This is a genomic window from Lachnoclostridium sp. Marseille-P6806, from assembly GCF_964238185.1.
Taxonomy (GTDB): domain Bacteria; phylum Bacillota; class Clostridia; order Lachnospirales; family Lachnospiraceae; genus Brotaphodocola.
In genome coordinates, this window is record NZ_CAXSLG010000006.1 from 162644 (window position 1) to 183765 (window position 21122).

At 45.2% G+C, this 21122-nt stretch carries 20 protein-coding genes; 5 read left to right on the top strand and 15 right to left on the bottom strand.

Going from position 1 to position 21122, the window contains the following annotated elements:
* Nucleotides 1-157: 157 nt before the first annotated feature.
* Nucleotides 158-1555 (top strand): alanine/glycine:cation symporter family protein, encoded by a 1398-nt coding sequence (locus ACESON_RS09630; protein ID WP_373109515.1) that lies wholly within the window; start codon nt 158-160, stop codon nt 1553-1555.
* A gap of 194 nt (nt 1556-1749) precedes the next feature.
* Here ACESON_RS09630 and ACESON_RS09635 read toward each other — a convergent pair whose 3' ends face one another.
* From ACESON_RS09635 to ACESON_RS09660, 6 genes are all read right to left on the bottom strand, one after another.
* A complete protein-coding gene (locus tag ACESON_RS09635) occupies nt 1750-2997 on the bottom strand; it encodes a D-alanyl-D-alanine carboxypeptidase family protein (RefSeq protein ID WP_373109517.1) in 1248 nt (415 codons plus the stop codon).
* Nucleotides 2998-3135: 138 nt separating this feature from the next.
* Entirely contained in the window at nt 3136-3657 is a 522-nt protein-coding gene (locus ACESON_RS09640; RefSeq protein WP_177959238.1) for a nitroreductase family protein, read from the bottom strand.
* 63 nt (nt 3658-3720) lie between these two features.
* Nucleotides 3721-4299, bottom strand: a complete 579-nt coding sequence (locus tag ACESON_RS09645; RefSeq protein ID WP_373109520.1) for an NUDIX hydrolase — start codon at nt 4297-4299, stop codon at nt 3721-3723.
* Nucleotides 4289-4783, bottom strand: coding sequence for a GNAT family N-acetyltransferase (locus ACESON_RS09650; protein ID WP_373109522.1), 495 nt, complete (start codon nt 4781-4783; stop codon nt 4289-4291). The genes ACESON_RS09645 and ACESON_RS09650 overlap by 11 nt, the downstream gene beginning before the upstream one ends.
* A gap of 223 nt (nt 4784-5006) precedes the next feature.
* Nucleotides 5007-6437, bottom strand: a complete 1431-nt coding sequence (locus tag ACESON_RS09655) for an amino acid permease (protein WP_177959235.1) — start codon at nt 6435-6437, stop codon at nt 5007-5009.
* A gap of 132 nt (nt 6438-6569) precedes the next feature.
* Nucleotides 6570-8456, bottom strand: coding sequence for a heavy metal translocating P-type ATPase (locus ACESON_RS09660; protein WP_373109523.1), 1887 nt, complete (start codon nt 8454-8456; stop codon nt 6570-6572).
* Nucleotides 8457-8681: 225 nt separating this feature from the next.
* Here ACESON_RS09660 and ACESON_RS09665 point away from each other — a divergent pair, with 225 nt between their 5' ends.
* Complete coding sequence (locus ACESON_RS09665; protein ID WP_177959233.1) at nt 8682-9047, top strand: metalloregulator ArsR/SmtB family transcription factor; 366 nt, start codon at nt 8682-8684, stop codon at nt 9045-9047.
* 18 nt (nt 9048-9065) lie between these two features.
* Entirely contained in the window at nt 9066-10046 is a 981-nt protein-coding gene (locus ACESON_RS09670) for a helix-turn-helix domain-containing protein (RefSeq protein WP_177959232.1), read from the top strand.
* A 5-nt stretch (nt 10047-10051) separates the two neighbouring features.
* Here the strand turns inward: ACESON_RS09670 and ACESON_RS09675 are convergent, their stop codons facing one another.
* The 8 genes from ACESON_RS09675 to ACESON_RS09710 all read right to left on the bottom strand — a co-directional run bounded on the left by ACESON_RS09675 (nt 10052) and on the right by ACESON_RS09710 (nt 16821).
* Entirely contained in the window at nt 10052-10870 is an 819-nt protein-coding gene (locus ACESON_RS09675; protein WP_177959231.1) for a sirohydrochlorin cobaltochelatase, read from the bottom strand.
* 43 nt (nt 10871-10913) lie between these two features.
* Nucleotides 10914-11054, bottom strand: a complete 141-nt coding sequence (locus ACESON_RS09680; RefSeq protein ID WP_373109525.1) for a FeoB-associated Cys-rich membrane protein — start codon at nt 11052-11054, stop codon at nt 10914-10916.
* Nucleotides 11055-11277: 223 nt separating this feature from the next.
* Entirely contained in the window at nt 11278-11829 is a 552-nt protein-coding gene (locus tag ACESON_RS09685; RefSeq protein WP_177959230.1) for a DUF3793 family protein, read from the bottom strand.
* 301 nt (nt 11830-12130) lie between these two features.
* Nucleotides 12131-13327 carry an acetyl-CoA carboxylase biotin carboxylase subunit family protein gene (locus tag ACESON_RS09690; protein ID WP_373109528.1) on the bottom strand — a complete coding sequence of 399 codons (1197 nt, stop codon included), beginning with the start codon at nt 13325-13327 and terminating at the stop codon, nt 12131-12133.
* A gap of 52 nt (nt 13328-13379) precedes the next feature.
* Entirely contained in the window at nt 13380-14132 is a 753-nt protein-coding gene (locus ACESON_RS09695; protein ID WP_373109531.1) for an esterase family protein, read from the bottom strand.
* Between the two features lie 17 nt (nt 14133-14149).
* A complete protein-coding gene (locus tag ACESON_RS09700) occupies nt 14150-14917 on the bottom strand; it encodes an alpha/beta hydrolase (RefSeq protein WP_373109532.1) in 768 nt (255 codons plus the stop codon).
* Between the two features lie 87 nt (nt 14918-15004).
* Nucleotides 15005-15811 carry a DNA-3-methyladenine glycosylase gene (locus ACESON_RS09705; protein ID WP_373109533.1) on the bottom strand — a complete coding sequence of 269 codons (807 nt, stop codon included), beginning with the start codon at nt 15809-15811 and terminating at the stop codon, nt 15005-15007.
* 50 nt (nt 15812-15861) lie between these two features.
* Complete coding sequence (locus ACESON_RS09710; RefSeq protein WP_373109534.1) at nt 15862-16821, bottom strand: N-acetylglucosamine kinase; 960 nt, start codon at nt 16819-16821, stop codon at nt 15862-15864.
* 136 nt (nt 16822-16957) lie between these two features.
* Between ACESON_RS09710 and ACESON_RS09715 the strand changes: the two genes are divergently transcribed.
* Both ACESON_RS09715 and ACESON_RS09720 read left to right on the top strand, forming a co-directional pair.
* Nucleotides 16958-18745 (top strand): sensor histidine kinase, encoded by a 1788-nt coding sequence (locus tag ACESON_RS09715; RefSeq protein WP_373109536.1) that lies wholly within the window; start codon nt 16958-16960, stop codon nt 18743-18745.
* The gene (locus ACESON_RS09720; protein ID WP_373109538.1) at nt 18742-20286 is read left to right on the top strand and encodes a response regulator; all 1545 of its coding nucleotides are present in this window, start codon (nt 18742-18744) and stop codon (nt 20284-20286) included. The genes ACESON_RS09715 and ACESON_RS09720 overlap by 4 nt, the downstream gene beginning before the upstream one ends.
* On the opposite strand, the gene ACESON_RS09725 is transcribed toward ACESON_RS09720, so the two are convergent.
* On the bottom strand, nt 20287-21117 hold the full coding sequence (locus tag ACESON_RS09725; RefSeq protein ID WP_177959222.1) for an ABC transporter permease subunit: 831 nt from the start codon (nt 21115-21117) through the stop codon (nt 20287-20289).
* Nucleotides 21118-21122: the final 5 nt, after the last annotated feature.

Consider the following 21122-nt stretch of genomic DNA (forward strand, 5'->3'; position numbering starts at 1 on the left):
ATTATATACTATTTACTGTGCTTCTTCAATGCGGTAAATCGATTAAGCGTTCCATTGCCGCAGTGCATGAAAGAAGCTCTTTTTGTACCGGAACAGATGCTTCCGCTACAAAAGAAGCCGAACAGGCCGGCATATTACACAGGAGGTTTACACTACTATGATTATCAAACTAATTGAGGCAGTCTATGGTTTTCTCTGGGGCGATCTGATTACCATTCCTCTGCCCGGAGGCGGGGGCCTTGGGCTCTCCCTTTTGGTGCTGCTTCTGATACCCACAGGAATTTACTTTACCCTGCGTACACGTTTTCTTCCTATCCGCATGTTCCCGGATATGATTCACGCTATGACCGAGAAAAAAGAACGGGATGGCAGTGCAATTTCTACCTTCCAGGCCCTTGTCGTTTCTACCGCTACCCGAGTAGGCATGGGAAACCTGGTAGGCGTAGTTGCCGCTATTTCAGCCGGAGGTGCAGGCGCTGTGTTCTGGATGTGGCTTACTGCCATTATCGGTTCCTCTACCGCTTTTATTGAAGCTACGCTGGCCCAGCTTTACAAAGAGAAGGATCCTCTCTACGGAGGATATCGGGGCGGCCCTGCTTACTACATCCACCATTACATTGAGAGAAAGCGGGGCGGCGCTCCCCGCCGTTACAGTATACTGGCTGTATTGTTTGCCCTGTCTGGCCTCATCTGCTGGTGCGGTATCAGCCAGGTAATCAGCAACTCTGTAGCATCCTCTTTCCAGAATGCATTTCACATTCCGCCGATTTACAGCACTTTGATTCTGGTGGTTCTGGCAGCTGTGATTGTGCTTCGGAAAAATGCCACTGTCAAGGTGCTTGATGTGCTGGTTCCCATTATGGCAGCCTGCTACTTTATCATGACTGTATTTTTAATTCTCCTGAACCTGGATCAGATTCCCGCTGTCTTCTCACGCATCTTTTCTGAGGCTTTTGGTCTTCGTCAGATTGCTGCCGGCGGCTTTGGAGCCGTTGTGATGAACGGTGTCAAGAGAGGATTGTTTTCCAATGAAGCCGGTTCCGGCTCTGCTCCCTGCGCCGCTGCCGCAGCCAATACCAATCATCCGGCTGCTGTAGGTCTTGTACAGGCCCTGGGTGTATTTATTGATACCATTGTTATCTGCAGCTGCACTGCCTTTATTATTTTACTGGTTCCGGAAGAGATTACTGCCGGACTGGCCGGTATGGACCTGATGCAGGCAGCTATGAACTACCATGTAGGCGGATTCGGAGTTGTATTTATTGCCGTCATTCTGTGGCTGTTCAGCTTTTCCACCTTTATTGGAATTCTGTTTTATGCCCGCAGCAATGTAGCCTACCTGTTCGGAGACAACTGGGCTTCCCAGACTGCTTATAAAGTGCTCGCACTGATCATGCTGTTCATCGGCGGACTGGCCGCCTATACCTTTGTATGGGATCTGGGTGATGTCGGCGTTGGACTGATGACCGTCTTCAACCTGGCCATTCTGTTCCCGCTTTCCGGTGAAGCGCTGGCCTCTCTGCGGGATTATGAAAATACCTATAAAAAGAAATAAAAACGAATCTCGCCTGCGGCAAAATGATTTTCATCTGCTGCAGGCGAATTTCTTTTTCCGGATTTATTCTTTTATACGCTCTATAAGCTCCAGGTAGAATTTTCCAATTTCTCCATTCAAAACCCTCCACATATGCTCCTGACTCTCATATAAAAATAACATATCTGACACAGCAAGCTGTTAATTGTAACCAGTCAATCTGTCTTGGGCTCCTGCTCTTCCAAAATATCTGCCTCGTCTGCTGTTTCCCGCATCTGCAATTCTTTCTCTCCAAACTGCTGATACAATGCCACATGATCATAGATACAGCGCCAGCTGCTGGAAGCATCTGCTGTTACACAGATATATTCCTTCCCACTGTGAGATTTGCCGTAGCTGGCTGCACAGCTTCCCGACTGAGCCACATATCCTGTTTTGGCGCTGAGCACCTCTCCACCTGTATCCTTATCCTCAATCCGCCGCAGAAACCAGTTGGAAAGAAGAAGTCCCTCCGGATGCTCCGTAGTCGGTGAGGTTGTATAGGTACGGGCAGAAAGCACCTCTTTACAGAACGGATTGTCCAGAGCCGCTTCCAGAATCATAGCCATATCGTAAACCGTACAATGATGGTTTTCATCATAAAGACCTGCACAGTTGGTAAAATGAGCAGTCTCTGAAAGTCCCAGTTCCTCGGCCTTCTGGTTCATCTGGCTGACAAATGCCTCCACATTTCCTGAAATATAGGAAGCCAACGCGAAAGCAGCTTCCCCTCCGGATGGAAGAATCGTTCCATAAAACAAATCTCTGACTGTTACGATTTCCCCTGCCTCAAAGCCTGCATTACTGCATTCGTTGATATAGCTGTATTCGGTTGCCTCTTTAGAAACCGTCACTGGTTCATCCAGCCGTTCTTCTCCCAGCTCCTCAGCCGCCACCAAAATAGTCAGAATTTTTGTCATAGAAGCAGGATTGATCACTGTGTCAGCATTACGCTCAGCCAGAATCGTATCTGTTTCCAAATCAATAAAAATGCCGTAATTACTGAACACATCTCCGTTCATAGGCTTTGTCGCCGCTGTGGTTTTTGCAAAATAAGTTTTCTCCTCTATCGCCGGTTCTGCCACTGGTTCTGTTTCCGGTTCTGTTTCCGGTTCTGTTATCGGCTCTGCCGCCGATTCTGTGAGCGGATACTTCCCCTCCTCATTCTTCTGACCGGAGACTGAGGCTGTTTCCTCAAAGTTCCTTTCCTTCCCTCTTCCAATCAGACCTGCAATCCCCACACAGGCAGCCAGTATCGCGACCGTCCCAGCCCCCAGAAGCGTGTATACTCGAATCCTTCTTTTTCTTCTTTTTTCCTGTCTCATCCGCATCATCTGTCTTCGTCGGCGGGCCAGATCCTCCTCCTGAGCTTCTCTTTCCACTGGTAATTTTCTCTCCCTGTGTCCCTCATTATGCCTGTTCATTCTGTTGCTTTGCTTCCCTTCTGATTTTCCCGTTTTTATTTTTCATGCAGGATACCATTTTCTATGATATAAAAATACTGCACAGGTCTTCTTCCCATGCAGTATTTTTCCGGATTTTTTATACAAAACAATCCCTTATCACTTCACACGGTATACATAGTGATCCTTGCGCGGCGCAGCCTCTTTCAGAGGAACTGCCCTGTATCCAAGAACACAGTTTCCGATTCCCTCGTAATCTCCCTCAATTCCCTGTTCCTTCAGAAATTCCTTCCATTCTGGACGATCAAAAGTTTCTTTCGCCCGGTGAATCCAACAGCTGTCTACGCCCAGCGCATGAGCTGCCAGCATAAGATTTCCCATAACAAGACTTCCATCGTACACATAAGTCGGGCGTTTTTTATCTGCCAGCACTACCAGCACTACCGGTGCACCATAAAAGGGATCGGAATCCACTCCCATGATTTCCGCATTCACCTCAGACAGCCTCTGCCGTACTTCTGGGTTCGTAACTGCCAGTATAACCGGAGACTGCTTTCCCATACCTGTTGCAGCGTAGGTTCCTGCCTTTAATATCTCTTCCAGTACATCCTCTGGAATCATGTCTGGCTTATAGCCGCGGCAGCTTCTTCTGGTGATCATATTTTCTATGACAGTATGCATAAAATATCTCTCCTCTCTACCTGCATTTTTGATTCTATCCACTTTATCTTAATCGTTTTTCTCTTAAAAATCAATCTTTTCTTGCATTTTATCCAATGCCCGGTACAATGCCGCCACATGAACTGCCTGAATAAATTCTCCCTCTCTCAGACCATCAATTACCTGCTGTCTGGTCATTTCAAACACCTCCAGAGCCTCCGTTTCATCCAGACTCTGTTTTCCCACAGGTCTTGCATTTCTTGCCAGATAACACCAGGCATAATTGCTGGCTGTAGCTGCATTCGGCGCTATTTTACAGAGAAATTCCATGGACTCTGCCTCGTATCCTGTCTCCTCCCGAAGCTCCCTTCTGGCTGCCTCCATCGGTTCTTCTCCCGGCTCAATAGCCCCTGCCGGAGGCTCTGTCATAATCATCTCCGCTCCAGGCCGATACAAGCGTTCCATCAAAAAGCTGCCGTTTTCCGTCACAGCCACAATCACAGTAAAATCATTGGGACAGGTTACATAATAGGGCTCAATGACGGTTCCGTCCGCCAGCTGATAAGACCGGGACTCCAGATGAAGCCACCTTTCATCATAAAGTATCTGCTTTTCCTTCAGTCTCCATGCAAGCCGTTCTTCCTGCTGGGAATCATTCTTCATTTCCTTCTCCTTCCCCGGAAACAAGTTCCATCTTCTTCTGAAAATAGACCATATCTGTCAGCAGCTTTCCACATTCATAAATAGGATGATCATAATTCTTCGTAAAAAAATCCGGAATTCTGTGAGATCTGTGAAATCCGCAGGCTTCATAAAAAAGCACGGTTGCAGGCACATCACCTGTTCCTGCCTGGAGAATTCGAAAGGATGAACTATAGGTATTTTCCAGAAAGGCTATCATTCTTCGCCCCCAGCCCTGATGCTGGTATTCCGGCGCTACAGTAATGTTTTTCAGCTCCAGGATCTCATCAGATTCAGCAGTCACCACACAGACTCCAGCCGCTCTGTTCTCCTCTGCACCTTCCTCCTGCAGAATATACATATCCCCCTTTTCCAAATACCTGTCAATCATGCTTTCCTGTTCATCCCCCAAAAGAAGCAGCTCCAGATATTGCTTTTTATCTTTGTCTATTTTTCTGATTTTCATTTTTTCACCTTTTCCATGTCTTTTTTCTTTCTCCCTGCTCTGTTCAAAACACAGCCTCCATACCTCTTTTTCTCAGAACAAGCGTTCCTTTGAAAGAAAAATCGCGCATCCTGCAGCCCCAGATACCAGGCCACAGAACACGCGAAATGTTTTCTCAATTTAACTGTTCAGAACGCAAGCTTTTTCCACCAGTTTTCCCGCCGTTCTGAATAATCACTCTCGGTTAAGCCGTTGTTTTTTCTCTCTTTTTGATAACCGGGAGAATCAGTCCCAGGGCAGTCAGCACAAAAGGAGTGATTACGTTCAGTGCAGTTGAGAACATATCTCCCTTTACATACATACCCATGATACAGCAGGCTGCAGTAACAAAGAAGCACCAGATACCAGCTGTTAAAGCAAGGCCCTGATTCTTAACAAAACGATATTCCGGATGGAAACGTTCTGCTGCCTTTCTCAGAGCAATATATGCTGCAAATACCCACAGATAACGCAGAGGCATGGTTACAGAGTTCAGCTTGTTCAGCTGCGCCAGAACAGATGCTGCGCCCGGAACAACAGACTGAATCAGAATAATACTTCCGGACAGTACAGCTACCATACGAATGCCGTTGCTGTAAGCACCGTATTTATTTTTCTTCAGCAGCTTGGAGGGAATAAACTGTTCTGCATCCTCATTGTCAAGCAGCATCCGAAGCGGTGCATCAATACTCAGAACCAGAGTAGAGAACTGACCAATTGCATTACATGCAGCGTAGATAATCATCAGCAGATTTCCTACATGGTAGTACTCGCCAAGCTTCTGGAATGCCAGATAAGAACCGTTGGAAACATAATGGTTAAAGCTTTCTGTACTCTCATTGATCGCAACCGGATCAAACATCATACCCATAGCAACAGTTCCGAGAATTGCACAGACCATAACCATAACAGCCAGTGCAATCATGCCCTTGGGGAAGCCCTTGGACGGATCCTTTACTTTATTTACATAAGGAGAAATCTTCTCACATCCGCCTACTGCAAATACCAGAATAGACAGAGAAGTAAAGTATCCCAGATTAAACTGAGGAATCAGATTTTTCATAGAAAAATCCATGGAAACATAACCGCCGTTAGGATTAATAACCGGAGCTGCAAACATCATTAAAATGTACAGAATTGACATTACAAACATACTGGTTCCAGCAATGGTTGCCAGCTTCTTTAACGGATTTAAACCGCGGCTTGCAACCCAGCAGAAAAAGAGCAAAACGGCCAGAGTAGCCAGCTGAACCCAAATAGTCGGGAACTTGTCGTAGGTGGTTCCGTTCTGGAAAATCATCCAGCTAAGAGCCTTTAATCCGCCGCTTCCCTTACTTGCAATATAGGTTACATGGCATGCCCAATAGGTCCAGCCTGCATAATATGCAAATTTGGGACTAATGGTTTCATGAATCCAGGAGCTGACACCGCCGCCAGAATGCTTAAATGCAGACCCGAGCTCACCTACCATAAGCGCATAGGGAACAAAGTAGAGGGCAAACATCAGAATCCAGCTGAATATAACCTGGATGCCATTAAAATACACAAAGCCGTTCAGTACATTACCAAAGCCCCATACGGTAGAAAACGCCATAAAGGCCAGGGTGTACCAAGTCATTTTTTTTGAATTGTCCATTCATTTACCTTCCTTTTCTTTTGATCATTCAGCAACTTGTCCATTATATCATATATTTTATTTTTTTGAAGAGACTATTCAAAAATAATTTTTTCCAGCTCTGGAACCTAAAAAACAGTTCTGATTTCATGATTACAGCCTGTGTACATACAAGGCGCGGATTGCATTGAGAACAGCCAGAATCATAACTCCTACATCGGCAAAAATAGCAAACCACATATTGGCAATTCCCACTGCTCCCAGCGCAAGACAGCCAAATTTAATTACAAGAGCAAAGACAATATTCTGATACACAATGCCCAGACATTTACGGGAAATCCGAATTGCCTTTGCAATCTGCATGGGATCATCATCCATCAAAACCACATCTGCTGCCTCAATAGCAGCATCGGAACCCATAGCTCCCATGGCAATTCCAATATCTGCTCTGGAAAGAACTGGGGCATCGTTGATTCCATCGCCTACAAAGGCCAGTCTTGCCCGATCCGGCTTTTCCTGCAAAAGCTTTTCCACCTTAGAAACCTTGTCATCCGGCAAAAGCTCACTGTAAACCTCATCAATTCCCAGTTTAGATGCAACCTGTTCTGCCACCTGTTTCCGGTCTCCAGTCAGCATAACCGTTCTGGAAACACCAAAAGCTTTCAAGCGAGAAACCGCTTCCTTTGCATGAGGCTTCACCACATCAGAAATTACAATATGACCTGCATATTCCCCATCCAGAGCCATGTGAATAATGGTTCCAGTACAGTGGCATTCCCGGTATTCCACCTGCATATTTTTCATCAACCGATCATTTCCTGCCGCAACACGAATCCCGTCCACTGTTGCCAGAATTCCCTGTCCGCTGATTTCCTGAATATCCGTCACCCGGCTTCGATCCAGAGGGGTTTTGCAGGCCCGCTGCAGACTCTTGCTGATTGGGTGAGAGGAGGCACATTCTGCCAGAGCTGCATACTGAAGCAAATGCTCTTCCTCCAGCTTGTTGTGATGGACGCCTGTTACCTGAAAAGCGCCTTCTGTCAGTGTTCCCGTCTTATCGAAAACTACATATTTCGTTTTGGATAAGGTTTCCAGATAGTTGGATCCTTTTATTAAAATTCCCTCTCTGCTGGCCCCTCCGATTCCGGCAAAAAAGCTTAAAGGAATGCTGATGACAAGGGCGCAGGGACAGCTGATAACCAGGAAGGTAAGCGCGCGGTATACCCATACGTTCCACTGAGGCGATGCAGAAAAAAACATTAGATTTATAATCGGCGGAACCACCGCCAAAGCCACGGCTCCATAGCAGACTGCCGGTGTATATACTCTTGCAAACCGGGAAATAAATGCCTCAGATTTTGACTTTCTGGAACTGGAATCTTCTACCAGTTCCAAAATTTTGGACACAGTAGATTCTCCGAATTCCTTTGTTGTCTGAATCTTCAAAACCCCGGTCATATTGATGCAGCCGCTGATAACCTCATCTCCCTCCTTTGCATCTCTGGGAAGGCTCTCACCTGTCAGAGCACTGGTATTTAAAGAAGAGAAACCCTCCAGTACAATGCCGTCAATGGGAATTTTCTCACCTGGCTGAACAATAATTACAGACCCCTTCTCCACCTCATCCGGATCCACCTGAACCAAAGCTCCGTCCTGCTCAATATTGGCATAATCCGGCCGGATATCCATCAACGCACTGATATTTTTTCTGCTTTTACCTACTGCGTAGCTCTGAAACAGCTCGCCAACCTGGTAAAAAAGCATTACTGCAATTGCTTCATTATAGTCGCCGCTTCTGTCATAAATTGCCAGGGCAAAGGCACCTACTGTGGCAACTGCCATAAGAAAATTTTCGTCAAATACGCGGCGGTTTTTTATTCCCTTTCCGGCCTTTTTCAGTATGTCATAGCCTATTACCAAATAGGCTGCAAGAAAAAGTAAAAGCCGGAGAATTCCCGTAACTGGAATCACATTCCATAAAAGAACCATTCCTGCTGAAGCCAGAATACGGTACAGCATTTTTTTCTGCTTTTTCGTCATAATTTCTCCCTCTTTTTCTCCATTTTTTTCATAAAAATAACCCCTTTCTTCGGCCTGCTTATTTAGCTTCTGTTTTTTTAATCAACAATTAAGCACTTGTTTAATTTATGTATTTGCAGTATAATATGTACCAAACAGGAAGTCAAGGCTTCCTGGGAATACTCTCCCAAACGGGAGAAAACCATTTCCAAATGGGTGAATATTAAAACGAAAGGAGATGTGGCCATGCCTGCATCAGCACTGCCTCATCAGCATGAAACTTCAACAGAACTGAATTATCTGGAAAGCCAGCTTTCCAGGATCGACGATTTTCAGATTGTTGCAGAGGTTTTCAAGCAGCTGGGTGACACCAGCCGGATTCGTATTTTCTGGCTGCTGTGCCACTGTGAAGAATGTGTTATCAATATTTCTGCTATGATGAATATGTCAAGCCCTGCCGTATCCCACCATCTGCGCCCCTTAAGAAACCGGGGGCTGATTGTCAGCCGGAGAGTCGGAAAGGAAGTCTATTATAAGGCCGCCGACACACAGCAGAGCCAGCTGCTCCACCATATGATTGAACAGGTTATGGAAATCACCTGTCCGCAATAAAAGGAGATCAATTACATCATGAATCATAGATTTCTGCAGCTTGAAGAAACACTGACCTGCCTCCAAAATGGCAGCCATCTGGAGTCCCATGCCCTCTATCCAGGAATTGAACTGTTTTTCCTGACTCTTCGAGGTGATACTCTATCTCTCTGCCACGAAGCTCTGGATCATGTTCTGGAAATCAGCTACTGTCGTCAGGGGCGCCTTGGCTGGGAAATGGGAAACGGGAACCATGTCTATCTTGGTCAGGGAGACTATGCCATCCAGACTATGAAAACCTGTGCCAACTCATTGCTCACATTGCCTAACGGATATTATGAAGGACTGATTCTCTGTGTGGATCTGGATATTATTACTGCCTGTCCGCCCCATCCTCTGGACGAATCCGGGATTACCGGAAACCTGCTTTATGAAAAATTCTGCCGGGAAAACGGCGCTGTTTCTCTGGCCGGAAACAGCAAAACGGATGCTGTATTTTCTTCCTTTTACGGTCTTCCAAAGGAGCTGGAAACTGCTTTCTGGAAGCTGAAGGTACAGGAGCTTCTTCTCCAGCTTTCCCAGCTACAGTGTTCCTCAAAGGAACAGCTTTCCCAGTACCAGTCCCGTCAGGTAGAACTGATTCGAACTATCCACGATCAGCTGATCAGCCATCTGGATCAAAGAATCACCATCGAGGATCTGGCCCGTCGGTACCTAATGAATCCAACCACCTTAAAGACACTCTTTAAAGCTGTTTACGGCAATTCCATTGCTTCCCATATTAAAGAACACCGAATGGAGGCAGCCGCATCCATGCTGCTTCAGACTGATCGAAGCATAGCACAGATTGCCCATTCCGTAGGTTATGAAAATCAAAGCAAGTTTGCCACTGCATTTAAAGAATTTTATCAGGTTCTTCCTACAGAATACCGTAAATTTACAGGAATCAGCCAACAGCCTCCCTGCCATTCCTGTGTCCTGAACAAAAGCCATAAAAAAATTCATGAAAAGAAGCCATGATAAGTCTATTTCAGACTATTCATGGCTTCCCGTGCATGTTCGGCAAATAAAAAGCGGATTTTTTCCAGCTCTCCCAGCCCCTTGAGCAGGCAGATCACCTGGTATCCTTCTCTGGAAAACACACTCCTCCAGCTATCCTCTTCATCACCGGCCATATCGTTATTTGCATGATCACCTGCAACCAGCATAAAAGGGGCCAGAACTACCCTGCTGTAATTTCCAGCTTTTACTGCTTCTGCCACCTCCTCCACTCCGGGATTCGCCTCCACAGTCCCAATGTAATAGTGTTGGTGTCCAGCTTCTCTCATCTTTTCCTGTATTTTTTCATAAACCTGATTCGCTTTATCCTCTGTACCGTGTCCCATCAGACAGACAGCTGTTTTTCCATCATCATAAGGCGCCAATTCCTCTGTAACTGCTTCTATGACAATCTGAAAATCCCGCTCAGATGCCAAAAGAGGTTCTCCCAAAACTATTTCATCAAAAGCTGCCCTGTGAGCTGCCGCCTGTTTGGCCAGCTTCTGGTATTCCAGTCCGTGCATCAGATGAGTGGGCTGAATCACCAGCCTTTTGACCCCGTTTTCCTCCGCTCTTTTCAGCGCCTGCTCGGTATCATCAATCAAGAGTCCGTCGCGTTTTTTCAACCGTTCAATAATTCTTCTGCTGGTAAAGCCACGGCGCACTGCGTAATCAGGAAATTCTCTTTCCAGAACCTCCTCTACTGCGCCTATAGTGAGGCGCCGGCTGTCATAATAGCTGGTGCCAAAGCTCACAACAAGAAGCTCTTTTTCGCCAATTCCGTTTTGATTTCTGGAAGATTCCATTTTTTATCTCCTGTATTTTTATCTCTTAATTCTGCTTCCATTTTTAGCTGCAGTGTCCCTTGCAGCGGCTGCAGTCACCGCCGCAGGAAAGGGATTTTCCATTTCTTTTATCTCGCGCCAGCTTTCTCACAGCCACAACCACCAGTCCTGCTACTGCTGCGCCAACAATCAAAGTCGCCATCATATCCTCCTCCTTTTCTTTCTGTTTTTTCAGATTATGGCAATTATATGTGATTTTACCTGTATTTGCAAGTCCCTTCTCTGTTCTGCCAAGCTTCTGTCAACGCACTGCCGTTCCAAACTTCTGCCAAGCCTCTGTCAACGTGTTCTGTCATTTAAGGCCTCTGCCAGCCCCCTGTCAACACGTTCTTCCAAAACCTTGCTGTTAATCCTCTGCCTCCTCGCTGTCAGGCCGCCACCGTAAGCTGCCCCACCGTTCTTCCCTCTTTCCAAAGACGCCCATAGGTATCCTTGCATTTTCTGTATTTTTCAAATGTCCGTACAGCCGTTCCTGCATCCGTATATACCTTCCACAGTCCTCTGCACTTATAATTCTTTCCTCCATTTACCATAAACCCAATCACATCTCCCAGGGGATATCCAAGAAACAGACCAATTTCATGCGGAAATTCTTCCTGGCTTTCCAGCCTGTTTCGCAGCTGACCAAGAGCATGAACCGGATCTGTCTCTTGGTATCCGCACTGCCTGAGAAATTCTGCCGCTCCCGGCTGCTTCATATCCCTTGCCAAACTGGAAAATCGGCAGACATAAATCAAAGCCATAGTGCCTCGGATTCGCATCACCGAAAGAAAAATACCTTTTTCTGCCAGCTGACGATTCCAGTCATCCACGCTTTCCCAAAGAATCTCCTCCTTTTCAAAGGAACATGTAAACATATTTGCAGTCTTGATTGAAGCCAGTGTTGGTGAGCAATACTCAATTAGTTGTCTTTCCAGCATTCTGTTTTATCCCCCTCTGTCCATTTTAATTTTGCGCAAAAGTTAGTTTCTACTAATCTCTCTTTGTTAGTATAAACTAACCACCAGGTATCTGTCAAGATGGAATATAAGAAAGATGCTCGCTCGCGAGCTTCTTCGCCTGCGGCGGGTCGTCTCATCAGCCCAATTCTCTTCCAACCCATGGCGATCCTCGCAGAGCGTTTTTATGTCATAGGCTCTAATTTCCTATGACATAAAAAAACGCTGTCCAGACAGTCTCTGCTCAACTGGCAGCTTCTGTCTGGACAGCCCTGTTCTTCCTTTATTCTCTGCAGCTTAGAACATCCTTGTAAAACAAATCCATCTCTTCCTTTGTATCAAATAACGCCACAAACATCTGATTTCCCATAGCTCCGGCTAACACCTCCGGAATCCTCTGGTTCATCTTCAGCCGGTTCCCATATTTCTCTGCCACCTGGCTGTCATTAAGAAGGAATTTCTTTCCATCCCTCCGCCCTGCATAAGCACAATAAGCATGAGGCCCTGACTCAATCTCCGTTTTATCAAAAGCAACCATATCAGCCCAGATTTTATAAACATTGGTGCTGTGGGCAAAATCAATCATATCCGGAGTAAATCCGCCGCAGGGACGCATATTAACCTCCAGCGCAATAATACTGCCCTTTGTGCCCAGTCCCTTCTGATCCTTAAGAAGACGGAAAAACTCGAAATGGACAAAACGGCTTTTCACCCCAAAGCTTTTCACTGTGGCCCGTCCTGCCTGACGGGTATCGCTGGGAAGCTCCTTCAAAATATAGTAAATAGAATTGTCCTGATTATTAACAATATCCATAATCGACATCGGTGTTACATTCCCGGTCTCAAACAGCGGTTCTCCATGAGAATCAATAATCGCATCATAGGAATTTACCTCTGCATATACAAACTCTTCCATAATGTAAGAAACTCCCGGCGTCTTCTTTTGCAGGAAATCATCCAGTTCTGCGTCTGACGACAGCTTATAAGTCTGAGAAGCGCCTACTCCATTGTCCGGCTTTACTACAACCGGATATCCTACCTTATCGATAAATTCCAGGCAGCCCTCTCGATCCTCTACCAAATAATAACGTGCTGTGGAAATTCCCACATTCCGATAATATTCCTTCATTTTAGATTTGTATTTGATCCGGGGAATATCCTCCTCCTGAAAGCCACTGGTAATGTGAAAGGCTGTCCGCAGTCTGGCATCCCGCTCCAGCCAGTATTCATTGTTTGACTCCAGCCAGTCGATGGGGCCGTACTTGAAAATCAAAAATGCCACCCCGCGATAGACCTCATCATAATTTTCCAGATTACTTACCTTATAGTATTCATGAAGATTTTCCTTTAATTCCGGATTCAGCTCCTCATAAGGCTGATCTCCTATTCCAAGCACATTCATACCGTTCTTTTTCAGTTCCCGGCAGAATTGCCAGTAATTGGTCGGAAAATTGGGGGAAATAAACACCACATTTTTCATAATCTTTCTCCTCCTCACCTTTTATCCATACTCCCTAAAATGCTCCTCGCCCCTAACCCAAAAGCCAGGGAACAAAGTACGCAGTCTGTTTATGCCACCAGGGCCAGTCATGGGAACAGTCATAGCCCCAGTAGTCCACCCAGGCGTCAATGTGCTTCCATTTTAAAATGGCATCCAGCTTTCTGGTAGAATCCGGCAGTTCCCATGGTCCCTGCCCCACACAGATAACGGCCTTTTTCCTGTTGTAAAGGTCAATAAATGGATGATTTTCCGGCATATTGGACAGATAATGGATGGGAGAATTCCGATAAACCACCTCATCCATATAGGAACCAAATCCAAATTCTGCCGAGTATACACCGCTGAGAGCCATCAGCCGGTCAAACAGATCCGGCCTTCTAAAATAAAGATTCGCTGCATGGGTGGCTCCCAGGCTGCAGCCTGCTGCCATAATTCCAGGATAACCGCTCCAGCCATTTCTCTCATTCACCATGCTTCTCATAAAAGGAACCATTTCATCTGTAATATAATCAAGCCACTGTTCATATCGGCGTATCCGCCAGTAAGGATCTCCGCTTTGATTAGACCAGGTTTCCTGATCCAGAGTATCAATGGAAAAAATCATTACCTGTCCAGAGTCAATCCAGGGTGCCCATGTTTTCGTCATATGAAAGTTCTCAAAATCATAGAACCTGCCGTCCTGACAGGGAATAAAAAGCACCGGCCGCCCCTTATGGCCATATACCTTGCACTCCATATCCCGTCCCAGAACAGGACTGTACATTTTGTAATAATTCATTTCCATAGATATCCTCCCTTCTGCTACTCCAGTCCGTACATCAGCGTCGGAATCAAAAAGGGCAGCTGTCGTTCCCAGCATGCCTCACAGTGGGTTCCTCCCGGCACAATCCTCCTTGTCACCATCACATCTCTGCTCTCCAAAATATTTGCCAGCTTAGAAAGCTGTCCGGCAACCTTCGGACGCTGCCTTCCCTCCTCAGAGCCATAATCTGTATAAATCACAGTATCCCTTCCCAGCTCTGCTTCTCTTGCCAGCTTAGAAAGCTTTCCAGGCGCCACCCATACAGAGGGCGACAAGGCTCCTGCCCTGGAAAATACATGATTAAACTCCATGACTCCGTAAAGGCTCATCAGACCGCCCATAGAGCTGCCTGCCAGAAAAGTATGCTCCCTATCCGGCAAAGTACGGTACTGTCTGTCAATCTCCGACTTAAAATCATGAATCAGCCACTCCATCGTTTCTCTTCCCAGCCCTCGGAACCGTCCAAGCTGGGGATCTGCAAAATCATAAGGCGAATACTCCGAAAGCCGTCCGTTGTCCGGGCTGTGGCTGCACTCCACTGCCGCCACAATCAGCTGGGTCTGGGTTTGATCCAGATATTCCTTCATCCCCCAGCTTTTTCCATAGGTGGCATCCTGATCAAAAAACACGTTGTGTCCATCAAACATATACAGTACCGGATATCTCCGGAGCTCATCCCACGTATAGGATTCCGGAAGGTAGAGATACGCGCTGCGCAGCTCTTCCCCTGCAAGCTTTGGAAGCCTGATCTGCCATTTTATAACCATGATGTTCTTCCCTTTTTCCTCTTAATCGTTTCCAGTTTTCTTACTTTATCGTTTCTTTAGTTTATCACATCACCGTGTAAAGCACAATTATTTTCCCAGCTCGTAATAAAAAATATACTGCTGCATGACTCCCTGAATTCCGCGGTATCGGCGGTTGGGGAATCCCCGCTTATAATGGGCATCCAGAGCCTGGCGAATATGAGTATCCACCGGGAAGGACTGAAGCTGATGAAGTGAAAACAAACAGATACAGTCCGCTACCTTTTCCCCTACACCAAACAGAGTCATCAGGCAGGGCTTCGCTTTAGAATACGACATATGTTTCACTGCCTCCAGATCAAATTCTCCTGAAGCAATCATTTTCGCAGTCCGCACCACATATTTGCTCCGATATCCCAGATTGCATTCCATCAGCGCATTCTCATCCAGCTCTGCCAGGGCCTGAGGCTCTGGAAATCCATAATACACAATGCCATCTTCATCCTCACACCGCTGTCCATATTTTTCACAGATGTTTTCCACACATCGGCGGATTCTTGTAATATTGTTCTGCTGGGAAATAAGAAATGTCACAATCATTTCCCACAAATCCTGATGCAGAATCCGAATGCCCCATCCAACCTCCGCAGCCTGAACCAGATAAATATCCCTGGGATTGATCCGTTCCAGGTACTGGCTGTAATCCGTGTCCAGATCAAAATAATCCCTCCAGAAATTATCAAATTCCTCCTGTTCACAGTCAAACCTGCACCATTCTCCATCTTGACTTACCTCCAGACGCCGATTCCCTGCAATCACCTCAAAAACGCCTTTCCGATATTCTCTCATGCGAAAGCACTGACCGGAACGGCAAATCTGGGCAAAGGACAGGTTGGCCACCTGTTGTTCTACCATATTTTATTTTCTCCTTTCTGGGCCTTTCCAGAAAATTCGTATCAGATTTCTTACATATTTTCTGTCATATATCTGGACAATGCGAGTTCTACTGCGCCATCAATAGCCTCCTTTTCCGGCAGACAGATTCTGGCATCCGGAAAATCTCTTGAAATTTCGTTTTTTAGTTCTTCAAAAATCTGCGGAGATTTTAAAATGCAGCTTCCCCAAAGGCCCAGCTTAAAATCTGGTTCTGTCTCTTTTAAATCCAATGCATATCCAATATCGCGAATCAGTGCCGCCAGATGATGTGCTGCCTCAGCCAGGATTTCCTTTGCATACGGATCCCCTTCCTCTGCCGCCTCATTCACAAGTTTCCCCAGCTGCGGAAGATTAGCCGGATTGATTCCGCTCTCAAGAGCCATGGCGATCAAATCCTCTCTCTCCCGGATTCCCAGAAGATCACAGATTCGCTCTGTCATCACTGTTTTTTCTACCGCCTCGTCCAGCCACCTTCCCACATGACGCAGAGCCATTTTTGTCACCCAGGTGCCAGAACCCTCATCTCCCAGAATGGCCAGCGGCCATCCTCCTGCACGTGCGGTTTTCCCGTTCTTATTTTTTCCCGTCACAATCGAACCGGTTCCCGAAATCAGAAGAACTCCTTCTCCTCCTGTCACCGTATAGTGGGCCAGTTCTGCATCATTCATTAAAATTACAGGACAGCTGCTGCCTCCAATTCCGGTATAGAGTTCCATCAGCCGTCTGTAGTCTTCCTTGCTGTCAATTCCCGTAGTTCCACAGACCAGCATGCATAAATTCTCTATTCTGCCTCCAAACTGTCCCAGACAATCTGCAAGGCTACCCTCAATTCTCAGTTTCATTTCCTCCGGATTCAGATAATGATGATTTGCAGGAGCTCCTTCTGTATATCCAAGGCATTTTCCGGATAAATCACAAGCCTTGATGCGATAATGAGTACCTCCGCTGTCTACTCCTATAACAAATTTCATATCTTTAAATTCTGTCATTTTTTTCTCCTTTTATATACTTATTTTTCAATCGATTTACAGGTATCCATGCTTTTTTGACACTCTTTATAAATTATGTTAAAATTGTGTTATGCAACTATACTGTTGTAGTTTATCATAAATTATGGAGATCGTCATGAAACATTTACCCTTTTCTCTACATAGCTTCAAAATAAAACTTTTAGTATCCCTGCTTGCTGTCGGACTTCTTCCGCTGGCCACCATTTCCGTATTTTACCAGTATATTCTGGATGTCCGTATCACCAAAGATATCGAATCCGCCAGCATCGACCGGCTTCGCTATACCAGCTTTAATATTCAGAGGCAGAAAGAAATTGCAGATCAGCTCTTAGGGTGGATTACCTATAACCGCCAGCTTCAGAATATTCTGACCTCCGATTATTCCAAGATCTACGAAAAACAGCTGGATATAATCCAGTTCAGCTCCTACGCTATGGAATACGCTGTCAATGCCAATATCGAAAGCAATATTTTTAAAATCTTGATCCTGGAAGACAACGGATCCTCCTTCCAGATTGGAAACGGTATGTCCCTTTTAGACGAAAAGGCTATCCGCGATGCCAAATGGGCAGAAACCTATGAACACAGCAGTCCGGAACGCCTCACACTCAGTAAGGATGTCTATATCAAAGATACTTATATTTTTCCAGTCAGCAGCCGAATTTATAACGATCTGACCGGAACTCCTGTTGGATGGTGCCTGATTGCATTTCGAAATGATATGTATTCGCAAAGCCTGGTAAACGGATCCAACAATCAGAATATCTACCTGATTAATCAGGAGGGGCAGTGCATCGGACATACTGATCCTGCATGGCTCGGAACAGATATGGCAAGCAATCCCATCATTCAGAAAATTTTAAATACCTCCGAGTCTCTTGGGCACTTTATGAATTTCCGTTCTGAAACACCAACCATAGTCCACTACTATCGTGTTCCAGACAGCCATCTCATCGAAATACAGGAAACCCCTCTGAATTCATTTTTAAAAGAAAAAGAGGAGAGCTTCCGGCTTTCTGCTGCGCTGATCCTTTTTTCCGTCATACTGGTTTTCTGCATTACTATATACCTGCGCAATGTATTAACACGCCCGATTAACACGATCAACAACTATATCAAAAATGTTTCCAAGGGTGACTTCAAAGGCTCTTTGACACTATCATGCGATGATGAATTTCAGAGCATCGCAGAGTCCATTAACAACATGGAACGAGAAATTCATGAGCTGATGGAAAAACAAAAAGAAGAGGCAGAGATTAAAAAAGAACTGGAATTCCGTGTTCTTCAGAATCAAATTAATCCTCATTTTCTTTATAATACCCTGAATACCATCAAATGGATGGCCTCGCTTCAGCATGCAGATACTATCCGTGATATGACCGCTGCTCTGGGGCGTCTTCTCCAGAATATTTCCAAGGGCTCTGACAAAATATCCATTTACGAAGAAATGTCTCTTCTGGATGATTATGTGCTGATCCAGGATATCAAGTACAATGGTCAGTTAAAAGTCAACTATCACATTGGAGATCCAACCATCACCCAGGCCTCGATCCTGAAATTTCTTCTGCAGCCCATTGTAGAAAACGCCATTTTCCACGGAATCGAACCAAAAGGTGAGGATGGCGGGACGATTGATATTTATCTGAACCGGACAGACAAAGATATCCATATTCACATTGTCGATCATGGTATCGGTATGACACCAGATCAGATTTATATACTTTTGCATCCCCATGAGAATCCAAGGAATAAACGAGGATTGAACGGAATTGGTGTTCACAACATTAACCAGAGAATCAAAATAACCTATGGTAAGAACTACGGAATCACCATTACCAGTGAACCTGGACTCTATACCGATGTTTTAATCTGTATTCCCTATGAAAGGAGCTCCTCCCTATGACCAGTATCCTAATTGTAGATGATGAGGCACTGATCCGCCGCGGCCTGGAAAGCATGATCCCGTGGGAGCGTTTGGACTGCTTCCTGGTGGATCATGCATCAAATGGCGAAGACGGACTTGAAAAAATCAGACTTCATCGCCCCGATATTGTTTTTACCGATATTAAAATGCCAAAAATGGATGGACTTCAAATGATAGAAGAAGCTGTTCGAGAGCCCGATCATCCTATTTTCATTATACTGAGCGGCTATAATGATTTTGATCTGGTTCGCTCTGCCATGCGGCTTGGCGCCATTGACTATCTCATTAAGCTGAATCTTGAGGAAAATGAACTGATTTCTCTGATTCAGTCAGCCCAGTCCATGATTCGAAAACGTCCAGAATACCAGACTCCATCCTCTCCCGCCAAAGACTTCAAAAAAGGCTTTATCCGGGAGCTTATCCGAAAAAAGCCTGATAAAAGTATTTACACACAGCAGCTTCCGGAAAATTTTGCACTCAGTGATAACTGTTTTTATCGTATTTTATATTTCAGCATATCCGGTCAGGAAACCTCTCTGTCCTCTGACAATGATTTTCCTCAGAATTTTCTGGATAACCTCTGTATGGAACAGTTCCCGGAAAGCACTGATATTTCCGTTCACCACCTAAATCAAGATACCATGGCACTCTATATAGAATACCGGGATTCTATGAGTACAGAGGAGCTGCAAAATAAATGCTGCAATATCCTCAGCAACGCGAAACGCTATCTGAACCGTCAGTTTTTGATCGGGATCAGCCCGCCCCACCGCAATCTGATTCACCTGCCTGCAGCCCGTGAAGAAGCAATGGAAAGCCTTACCTTTCAGGTCAATGGCATTGACACACCGATTCATTTCTATACGAATCTTTTAAATGCTGATTCCCTGAAAAAACAGCTGAATCTGCTGAATACGGAAAGTGTTTTTTTTGAAGCTGCTGAAAACCTGATGCTTCAGGTACAAAAATTCATGACTCAGAGCAATGTCAATTTGGAAGATGCCCGCCAGATCTGTTTTTTACTGATCTCCCGTCTTTACAGCTTTGATCCGAAAAGCAGAGAGTTTTTCGTTTCCTGGTTTGGTAAAGAATATTCCTCCCCCTCTCAATTTGATCCTGTGGGAAAGGAAGATATGATTTCCTGGCTTCTTCATCTGTCTCAGGGCATTGAACACTACAGCCATCAATATATGACTGAAATCTATCGCTACAAGGTAAAAAAAGCCCGGGAATATATTTATCAGAACCGTTTTCAGAAAATCACACTGAATGAAGTAGCCTCTGTCCTGGAAATTACTCCAAGCTATCTGAGCCGGATTTTTAAGAAAGTGACCCAACAATCTTTTTCTGATTATGTTGCCGAAGTGAAAATAGAAGAAGCGAAATCGCTTCTTCTAAAAGATAATAATCGGATTTATGAAGTTTCCAGCATGCTGGGATACGACGATCCCTACTATTTCAGCAAAGTTTTTAAAAAAATTGCTCAGATGACTCCCAGCGAATTTATCGCTCGCAATTGATCAACCCTTCAGACCACTGGTTGCCACGCCCTCGATAAAGAATCGCTGCATACTTAAAAACAGAACCCCTACTGGGATTAATGAAATCAGTGCTGCTGCCATAATCAGGTTGTAATCTGCAGAATACTGGGTAATAAACATACGAAGTCCAAGCTGAATGGTTTTCAATTCTGTGGAGTTCAGGTAAATCATTGGTCCCATGTAGTCGTTCCAGACATTGACAAAGCTGAAGATAATCAAAGTTGCAATGGCCGATTTTGAAAGCGGAAGCATCACCTTCCGGTAGATTCCAAATTCGCTCAGTCCATCAATACGTGCTGCCTCCGAAAGCTCATTCGGTACCGACAGGTAGGACTGTCTCATTAAGAATACTCCAAACGCCGTAAATGCCTGCATCAGAATCAGGGACAAATGCGTATCTGCCAGCTGCATTTTCCGGATCAGGATAAATTGAGGAACCATATAAACCTGCCAAGGAACAGCAATGGTTGCAATGTAACACAGAAAAATCAGGTCTTTGCCAGGAAATTTCATTTTTGCAAAGGGATATGCTGCAAAGCTGCTGGTGAGAACCTGCAGAGCAGTAATAATAATTGCCAGCTTAAAGCTGTTCTTAAAAAACAGCAGCAGCGGAATTTTTGTCCAAATCTCCTGAAAGTTCTTCCATACAGGATTTTCCGGCAGCCATTTCATTGGCACAGAAAACACCTCCTGACTTGTTTTCAGAGAGGATGACACCATCCATAAAAACGGAAGAAGAATGGTGATGCTTAAAAGCAAAAGAAGGCCATAGAGGCATATCGACTTTATGCTTATCTTCGATTCTTTCATTTTTT

Excerpts from the sequence above, each read along its gene's own strand:
- ACESON_RS09630 (WP_373109515.1), top strand. The coding sequence starts at position 158 with ATGATTATCAAACTAATTGAGGCAGTCTATGGTTTTCTCTGGGGCGAT.
- ACESON_RS09635 (WP_373109517.1), bottom strand. The coding sequence starts at position 2,997 with ATGAACAGGCATAATGAGGGACACAGGGAGAGAAAATTACCAGTGGAA.
- ACESON_RS09640 (WP_177959238.1), bottom strand. The coding sequence starts at position 3,657 with ATGCATACTGTCATAGAAAATATGATCACCAGAAGAAGCTGCCGCGGC.
- ACESON_RS09645 (WP_373109520.1), bottom strand. The coding sequence starts at position 4,299 with ATGAAGAATGATTCCCAGCAGGAAGAACGGCTTGCATGGAGACTGAAG.
- ACESON_RS09650 (WP_373109522.1), bottom strand. The coding sequence starts at position 4,783 with ATGAAAATCAGAAAAATAGACAAAGATAAAAAGCAATATCTGGAGCTG.
- ACESON_RS09655 (WP_177959235.1), bottom strand. The coding sequence starts at position 6,437 with ATGGACAATTCAAAAAAAATGACTTGGTACACCCTGGCCTTTATGGCG.
- ACESON_RS09660 (WP_373109523.1), bottom strand. The coding sequence starts at position 8,456 with ATGACGAAAAAGCAGAAAAAAATGCTGTACCGTATTCTGGCTTCAGCA.
- ACESON_RS09665 (WP_177959233.1), top strand. The coding sequence starts at position 8,682 with ATGCCTGCATCAGCACTGCCTCATCAGCATGAAACTTCAACAGAACTG.
- ACESON_RS09670 (WP_177959232.1), top strand. The coding sequence starts at position 9,066 with ATGAATCATAGATTTCTGCAGCTTGAAGAAACACTGACCTGCCTCCAA.
- ACESON_RS09675 (WP_177959231.1), bottom strand. The coding sequence starts at position 10,870 with ATGGAATCTTCCAGAAATCAAAACGGAATTGGCGAAAAAGAGCTTCTT.
- ACESON_RS09680 (WP_373109525.1), bottom strand. The coding sequence starts at position 11,054 with ATGATGGCGACTTTGATTGTTGGCGCAGCAGTAGCAGGACTGGTGGTT.
- ACESON_RS09685 (WP_177959230.1), bottom strand. The coding sequence starts at position 11,829 with ATGCTGGAAAGACAACTAATTGAGTATTGCTCACCAACACTGGCTTCA.
- ACESON_RS09690 (WP_373109528.1), bottom strand. The coding sequence starts at position 13,327 with ATGAAAAATGTGGTGTTTATTTCCCCCAATTTTCCGACCAATTACTGG.
- ACESON_RS09695 (WP_373109531.1), bottom strand. The coding sequence starts at position 14,132 with ATGGAAATGAATTATTACAAAATGTACAGTCCTGTTCTGGGACGGGAT.
- ACESON_RS09700 (WP_373109532.1), bottom strand. The coding sequence starts at position 14,917 with ATGGTTATAAAATGGCAGATCAGGCTTCCAAAGCTTGCAGGGGAAGAG.
- ACESON_RS09705 (WP_373109533.1), bottom strand. The coding sequence starts at position 15,811 with ATGGTAGAACAACAGGTGGCCAACCTGTCCTTTGCCCAGATTTGCCGT.
- ACESON_RS09710 (WP_373109534.1), bottom strand. The coding sequence starts at position 16,821 with ATGACAGAATTTAAAGATATGAAATTTGTTATAGGAGTAGACAGCGGA.
- ACESON_RS09715 (WP_373109536.1), top strand. The coding sequence starts at position 16,958 with ATGAAACATTTACCCTTTTCTCTACATAGCTTCAAAATAAAACTTTTA.
- ACESON_RS09720 (WP_373109538.1), top strand. The coding sequence starts at position 18,742 with ATGACCAGTATCCTAATTGTAGATGATGAGGCACTGATCCGCCGCGGC.
- ACESON_RS09725 (WP_177959222.1), bottom strand. The coding sequence starts at position 21,117 with ATGAAAGAATCGAAGATAAGCATAAAGTCGATATGCCTCTATGGCCTT.